General features: G+C 65.2%; 3 protein-coding genes. 1 reads left to right on the plus strand and 2 read right to left on the minus strand.

Going from position 1 to position 5,035, the window contains the following annotated elements; genetic code table 11:
- Positions 1-105: 105 nt before the first annotated feature.
- The gene (locus AC5JJ2_RS05895; RefSeq protein ID WP_495857038.1) at positions 106-1,173 is read right to left on the minus strand and encodes a hypothetical protein; all 1,068 of its coding nucleotides are present in this window, start codon (positions 1,171-1,173) and stop codon (positions 106-108) included.
- Positions 1,174-1,695: 522 nt separating this feature from the next.
- Between AC5JJ2_RS05895 and AC5JJ2_RS05900 the strand changes: the two genes are divergently transcribed.
- On the plus strand, positions 1,696-4,179 hold the full coding sequence (locus tag AC5JJ2_RS05900; protein WP_495857039.1) for a DUF1553 domain-containing protein: 2,484 nt from the start codon (positions 1,696-1,698) through the stop codon (positions 4,177-4,179).
- Positions 4,180-4,223: 44 nt separating this feature from the next.
- On the opposite strand, the gene AC5JJ2_RS05905 is transcribed toward AC5JJ2_RS05900, so the two are convergent.
- Positions 4,224-4,898, minus strand: coding sequence for a hypothetical protein (locus tag AC5JJ2_RS05905; RefSeq protein ID WP_495857040.1), 675 nt, complete (start codon positions 4,896-4,898; stop codon positions 4,224-4,226).
- Positions 4,899-5,035 lie beyond the last annotated feature (137 nt).

The following is a 5,035-nucleotide window of genomic DNA, read 5'->3' on the forward strand; positions in this document are numbered from 1 at the left end:
CCAACGGGACCGGCCGCCACGGGGGATGGGAGGAACGTCCCGGCGCACTCTCGACTTCCGAAGTCGAAGCCGGACTTCGGAAGTCGGGGCCTTTTCCCGCCGCCGTTAGCCGCCGACGCGGTCGTCCACGTCCTCGACGATCTCCCGCACCATCCGGCCGCCGCGGTCGTACCCGCGGACGAACTGCTTGTTCCCTTGCCGCGTCTCCGCGACCACGTCGTCGTCCCCGTCGCCGTCCACGTCCCGGCCGCTGACGTGGACGCCGCCGCGGGCACCGTTGCTCCCGCCGAAGAAGCTCGCCAGCTCCCGGCCGTCCTTCCCGCTGATCGCCTTCACGTGCGGGCTGCCGCCCGGCCCGGCCCCGACCAGGATGTCGTCGTTGCCGTCGTCGTCGATGTCCCCGGCCCCGACCCGCACGCCGGTCCGCAGGCTCGGGTCGAACGCGAAGAAGTTCTGGATGACCTCGCCGGTCGCCCCGTCCGTCACGACCACCCGCGCCCCGCCGCCGACCCCGGTGCCGGCGATGATGTCCGCGAAGTCGTCCCCGTTGATGTCCCCGGCCCCGACGAACACGCCGCCGCGGAACGTCTCCTCGAACGGGAAGAAGTCGTACAGCACCTCGAAGTTCCCGCCCGCGCCGCCGGTCGTGATGTCCGGCAGGTCTTCGGGCAGCGTGTCCTCCGGGATGCCGCCGTCGGCGATGCTCTGGCCGTCGATGACGCGGATGCGGGGGCCGCCGCCCTTGCCGGTCCCGGTCATCACGTCCTCGAACCCGTCGTTGTTCACGTCCCCGACGGCGATGTCCACGCCGCCGCGGAACGTCTCCTCGTAGACCATGAAGTCGGCGATCACCTCGCCGGTCGAGCCGTCCACGACCTTCAGCCGCGGGCCGCCGCCCTTGCCGGGGGCGAACACCAAGTCGTCCACGCCGTCGCCGGTCACGTCGCCGAGTTCCGCGTGGATGCCGCCGCGGAACGACCCCTCGTACCCGATGACCTTGCGGACCTCCCGCCCGGTGACCGGGTCGGCCAGGTGGATTTCCGGCCGGCCGCCGTCGTCCGGGGCGATGGCCACGGTGCCGTCCGGGATCGGCGTCCACGCGGCCGGCAGCGCCCGCAGTTCAAACGACTCCAACCGGGGCCGGAAGCGGTTCCGCTGGGAATGATTCGACATGGTCGTCTACTCCTGTTAGGAGGGCGAACGAAACAGCGAGTGTGTGGGTAGGTTGCGGACGCGACATCCTTACGCGTCGGGGTTCGACAGGATTAAGCGGTTGGCCAGGGTTCTTGGCTTTGTTCCCTCCCCCCTTGGGGGGAGGGTTTGGGAGGGGGTTGGCTGCCCGCCCCAGTAAGCAATGCCTCGGAGGAAGGGAGGCTCACCCCCCTCCCTAACCCTCCCCCCCAAGGGGGGAGGGAACAAAGGCACAAAGAACCACGGCCGACTACTCAGGGGGACTGGGCGCGAGTCGATCCGGTCCCTGGAACTGTAGGTCCGCCGCCCCGCCGGGTCAACGCGGACCGGCCGGGCAAAGTCGGGTTTCCCCTTGCATTCCGACACTTTATACCCGAAGATTTCATCACCTACCTGAACCGCGGCGGTCGGCCGACGGAACCCGCGACGCGGGAACCCCGTCGAACTGACAACCGCCGGTCGAACGTCCGCCGACTCGCCCCTCCCGCCGAAGGGATTCCCCACATGCGATTTCTCCTCGCCGCCGCGTGCTGCACCGTCGCCGCGTCCGCCTTCGCCCAGTCGCCGGTGACGGCCATTGCCGTCCACCCCGCGACGGTCGAACTCAAGAACGGCGACGACGCGGCGCAGCTCGTCGTCACCGGGACGCTCGCCGACGGGTCGCTGCTCGACCTCACGCACGAGGCGAAGTACACGGTCAAGGACGCGAAGCTGGCGAGCGTCACCGCGACCGGCCGGGCCGTGCCGCTGGCCAACGGCTCCTCCGAGATCGTCGTCGCGCACGCCGGGAAGACCGCGACCGTGCCGGTCACCGCGAAGAACGTCGGCGTGAACCTGCCGCTGAACTTCACGAACCAGGTCGTGCCGATCTTCACGAAGCTCGGGTGCAACAGCGGCGGCTGCCACGGGAAGGCGAGCGGGCAGAACGGGTTCAAGATCTCGCTGCTCGGGTTCGAGCCGGAGTTCGACTACCAGACGCTCGTGAAGGAGGGCCGCGGCCGCCGGCTGATGCCGACCGCGCCGGACGCCTCCCTGTTCCTGACGAAGGCGACCGGCCAGTCGCCGCACGGCGGCGGGCGGAAGATGGACCCGGCCAGCGACGAGTACAAGGTCGTCCGCCGGTGGATCGCGGCCGGCATGCCGTGGGGCGACGAGAAGGACCCGACGCTCGTGAGGATCAGCGTCTTCCCGGAGCAGCGGGTCATGCCCCGGCAGCGGCAGCAGCAGTTCGCCGTGTACGCGCACTACTCGGACGGCGGCGTCGAGGACATCACCCGGCGGGCGCAGTACGAGAGCAACGACGGCGAGGTCGCGGTCGTGGACGGGGCCGGCCTCGTCCGCACGCTGTCGATGAGCGGGCAGGCGGCGATCATGGCCCGCTACCAGGGCATGGTCACGACGTTCCGCGCCGTCGTCCCGCTCGGCCAGAAGACGCCCGAATGGACGTTCGACGAGAAGACGCTGGTGGACAAGCACACCGCGAAGAAGTGGCGGGAACTCGGCCTCGTTCCCGCGGAGCTGGCCGGCGACGAGACGTTCATCCGCCGGGCGACGCTCGACATCACCGGCACGCTGCCGACGCCGAAGCAGGTGACGGACTTCGTCGCCGACACGGCCGCGGACAAGCGGGACAAGCTGATCGACCGGCTCGTGGAAACGCCGGAGTACGCCTACTACTTCGCGAACAAGTGGGCCGACGTACTTCGCGTGAAGCGGCGCGGCGAGCGGGACCGGGCGGAGGGGACGTTCGCGTTCCACGGCTGGATTCGCGAGGCCGTCGCCAGCGACCTGCGGTTCGACGAGTTCGTGAAGGCGATCGTCACGGCGACCGGCGACGAGCAGACGAACCCGCCGAGCGTCTGGTTCAAGGAGATCGACAAGCCGGAGCAGTTCGTGGACGACCTGTCGCAGGTGTTCCTCGGCCAGCGGCTGACGTGCGCCCAGTGCCACCACCACCCCTACGAGAAGTGGGGCCAGGACGACTATTGGGGCCTCGCCGCGTTCTACGGCCGCGTCGGGCGGAAGGAGCTGACCGTCCCGACCGGCGACCAGGGCCGCGGGCAGGTGAAGCGGCAGCTCGTGTTCACGAAGGCGGCCGGGCAGGTGACGAACAAGCGGACGCAGAAGGCGGCCGACCCGAAGCCGCTGGACGCCCCGCCGATGGCCGTGGACGCGGCCGACGACCCGCGGCAGAAGCTCGCCGAGTGGATGACCGACCCGAAGAACCCGTTCTTCGCGAAGACGCTCGCCAACCGCTACTGGGCGCATTTCTTCACCCGCGGCATCGTGGACCCGCTGGACGACATGCGGGTGACGAACCCGCCGTCCAACCCGGAGCTGCTCGACGCGCTGACGAAGAGCGTGATCGACAGCAACTTCTCCTTGAAGGCGCTGGTGAAGACGATCTGCAAGAGCCGGACGTACCAGTTGAGCGCGGTTCCCAACGACTTCAACAAGCACGACAAGCAGAACTACGCCCGGTACTACCCGAAGCGGATGAGCGCCGAGGTGCTCTTGGACGCGGTGAACCAGGTGACGGACAACGCGCAGGCGTTCAACGGGCTGCCGAAGGACCGGCACGCCCCGACGCGGGCGATCGCGCTGCCGGACGAGTCGTACACGAGCTACTTCCTGGAGGTGTTCGGGAAGCCGCAGCGGATCAGCGCGTGCGAGTGCGAGCGGGTGAACGAGGCGAACCTGGCGCAGGCGCTGCACCTGTTGAACAGCGACGAGGTGCAGGGGAAGATATCCAACGGCGGCCGGGTGAAGGCGCTGACGGCGGCCGAGGACAAGCGGGCCGACGCGGAGAAGGTGACGGAGTTGTTCCTGTGGGCGTTCGGCCGACGGCCGACGGCCGACGACCTGAAGGCGGCGACGGACCACATCGCCGCGGCCGTGGCGAAGGGCGGCCCGGCCGCGCGGCGGACGGCGATCGAGAACATCGTCTGGGCGTTGATGAACACGAAGGAATTCGTGTTCGTGCAGTAATCCGGAAAATGTAAATCGCAATCCAATATTTTGTTGCGGCAGATTTACCAGTGCTGGGGAAAACGGGCACTCGCGCCGAATATATGCTGGTAAGCTTCCTTGTCATTCTGAGAGGGCTTGGCAGTGCCCAACAGACATTGTTTAAACTGCAAATAGAACTGTCGGCGATATACCTCAAGCGGCTTCTGAGGTTTTCCGGCTAGTGAGTCTTTATATGATTCATGCTTCTCGTATGTTCCCATAGTCAGTAGATTTGTCGTCCATAGTGCCAATAGGTCTACACCTTTTTCGTCTCGATTGGCAACTCGATCCCACCCCCACTTTAAAATGGTTTGAACTGATTCATCTTTCAATAAAATCTGCTTTCTCTTTGCGTTCACCCAATTGCCTACAGGACTAGCTATAATTTCGATGAAGTGCTTGTCTTGCCATTCCAGTAGCATGTCATCTGGAGTCGATCTTACAGCCTTCCAGTTCCTCTCAGATTCTAGTCGGAATTCTGGCTTCAACAGGGCAATCTTTGAGTCCATAGATTGGGTTAAAGCATTCAATTCTACATCGACAGTCTTGCCAAGTATCGCAACCGCTTCATCATAACTACCGGTTTTTTTGCCCGACGGTGTTACTTCCTGGTCGGTTGTCTCATTCGAGTAATGACGTCCGACGAAGAACCCGCCAACCGCGCCGATCATTAGGCTGATAATCGACACCAGGGTCAATGCAGTCCTTGAAGAATTATCTTTAGTCATATTCTCACCAAGCAGAAGTAGTGGAAAACATTCTATCTCGGCATATACTTTGTGTCACTAGAGGCTGTTTCACAACTGGTCTTGCACTAACTCCCGCCCTTGCGGCA

It is taken from the genome of Limnoglobus sp., assembly GCF_059499385.1.

Bases quoted from the DNA above. Each gene is read 5' to 3' on its own strand.
- AC5JJ2_RS05895 (WP_495857038.1), bottom strand. From the start codon at position 1,173: ATGTCGAATCATTCCCAGCGGAACCGCTTCCGGCCCCGGTTGGAGTCG.
- AC5JJ2_RS05900 (WP_495857039.1), top strand. From the start codon at position 1,696: ATGCGATTTCTCCTCGCCGCCGCGTGCTGCACCGTCGCCGCGTCCGCC.